The following is a 1986-nucleotide window of genomic DNA, read 5'->3' on the forward strand; positions in this document are numbered from 1 at the left end:
GTCTGTACGAGGGCAGGCGTCGCGTCGGGCAATGGTGTGTAGCAGCCCATCCCGCCCGTGTTGGGACCGCGATTGCCGTCGAAGGCGCGTTTGTAGTCGCGCACAGGCGGCATGGGCAGAGCGTGCTCGCCGTCGGTGATACACAGCAGCGACATCTCGCGCCCGTATAGGCGGTCTTCAATCACGATGCGCTTGCCCGCTGCGCCCAGTCCACCCTGTTCCATCAGGAACTCCACAGCATCCAGTGCGTCGCCGAGCGTGTCGCATACGAACACGCCCTTGCCCAGCGCCTCGCCGTCCGCTTTGACCACGCACGGGTGGCGGAGGAACCGCTCGCGTAGGTAGGCGCGCGCGGCATCGGCATCGTCGAACACGGCAAACGGGGCGGTGGGTACACCCAGCTGTGCCATCAGTTGCTTGGCGAACGCCTTGCTACCTTCCAGTTGCGCTGCAGCGCGTGTAGGTCCGAAGCAGGGGATGCCCACCTCGTGCAGCGCGTCGGCAAGCCCTGCAATCAAGGGCGATTCGGGACCCACCACCACGAGGTCAATCGCGTTCTGGCGGGCGAACTGCACCACATCGGCAACGGCTTTGGGAGCGATAGGGACGCATTCAGCAAGGTGGGCAATCCCCGCGTTGCCGGGAGCGGCGTAAAGCGCGTCACAATGCCGGCTCTGGCGGAGCTTCCACGCCAGTGCATGTTCGCGTCCACCGCCGCCCACCAGCAGCACGCGCATTATCGCTTCACGTACTGGAATCCGCGTCGTGCGCCGTGGCGTCCGTACTTCTTGCGCTCCTTCTCGCGGGCGTCGCGGGTCAGCAGCCCGTTCTGCTTCAGCACCGCACGATATTCTGGGTTAACCTGCAGTAGGGCACGCGCAACACCGTGTCGGATTGCGCCTGCCTGACCCGATAGTCCGCCCCCGCGCACCGTCGCCATGATGTCGTACTGCTCCTCGAGCCCCAGCAGGCGCAGCGGTTGTGTCACAAGGCGTTCCAGAGTCAGTCGGCGCAGGTACTCCGACGCCTCACGCCCGTTGATAGTGATTTTGCCCGTGCCGGGCATCAACCACACGCGCGCCGAAGCGGTCTTGCGACGCCCTGTAGCGTAGTAACGAACTTGTTCCATCGTATGCCCTCCTTACAGTTGGTACGGCTGAGGTTGCTGCGCTTGGTGCGGGTGTTCCGCGCCTGCGAACACGCGCAGCCGTTTGAGCATCCGTGCGCGGAGCTTGTTTTTGGGTAGCATGCGGCTGACCACGCGCGTTATCATCCGTTCGGGCTTCTCGCTCATTAGTTTGCGTCGGGTGTAGGCGCGCAGCCCGCCTGGATGCATCGTGTGGTGATACAGCACTTCGTCCAGTTTCTTACCCGTAAAAATCGCCTTCTCCGCGTTTAGGATAATCACATAATCGCCCACATCCATATGTGGTGTGTAGGTGGGTTTGTGCTTACCTTGCAGCAGGCGTGCGACTTGGGCGGCGACTCGCCCGACAGGTTTGCCTGCCGCGTCGACGACCCACCATGTGCGCTCGATTTCGTTTTTTTTCGCCATGTAGGTGCGTTGCAACATAAGGGTTGCCTCCTCGTTCAGCGTCTATATTTTACCCGAATCAGGCACAGCCCTTGCGGGGGTGCCATGTAGGTCGCTCGTTGGCGTGTGCGCAGCCGTTCGGCAGGCGCATCTATGGGTAGCATGCCGCTACCTACTTGCATCAGGTCGCCCACGATAAGGCGTACCATCCCGCGCAGGAAGCTACTGGCTTCCAGGTCGATTTGCACGCCGTCGCGGGTCGGGCGTACCTGCCCGCGGTATAGTGTGCGAACGGTGTTCTGCTCAGCCGGAACTTTGACTGAGTAGGGGCGAAAGTCGTGTTCGCCCAGGATTTGCTGCAGCGCCGTCTGCATTGCTGCGCAGTCCAACTGGCGCGGCAGATGCCAAGCGTAGCGTATTCGCCACACTGAGGGGTGTTTCCCCGTGTAGAT

General features: G+C 62.3%; 3 protein-coding genes and 1 pseudogene. All 4 read right to left on the reverse strand.

The annotated features are described in order from the left end of the window. On the reverse strand, positions 1–737 hold a 737-nt coding region (purD, locus tag NW807_RS00005), incomplete at its 3' end, for a phosphoribosylamine--glycine ligase (RefSeq protein WP_414424918.1). Beyond that, a complete protein-coding gene (rpsI, locus tag NW807_RS00010) occupies positions 737–1129 on the reverse strand; it encodes a 30S ribosomal protein S9 (RefSeq protein WP_414424919.1) in 393 nt (130 codons plus the stop codon). The genes purD and rpsI, both read right to left, overlap by 1 nt. A gap of 12 nt (positions 1130–1141) precedes the next feature. Beyond that, entirely contained in the window at positions 1142–1570 is a 429-nt protein-coding gene (gene rplM, locus NW807_RS00015; protein WP_414424920.1) for a 50S ribosomal protein L13, read from the reverse strand. 20 nt (positions 1571–1590) lie between these two features. Beyond that, a pseudogene (locus tag NW807_RS00020) lies at positions 1591–1986 on the reverse strand (tRNA pseudouridine(38-40) synthase TruA); the annotation flags it as partial.

This window comes from Synechococcus sp. R70.1 (assembly GCF_047461675.1).
Classification (GTDB): domain Bacteria; phylum Cyanobacteriota; class Cyanobacteriia; order Thermostichales; family Thermostichaceae; genus Thermostichus.

Bases quoted from the DNA above. Each gene is read 5' to 3' on its own strand.
- rpsI (WP_414424919.1), bottom strand. From the start codon at position 1,129: ATGGAACAAGTTCGTTACTACGCTACAGGGCGTCGCAAGACCGCTTCG.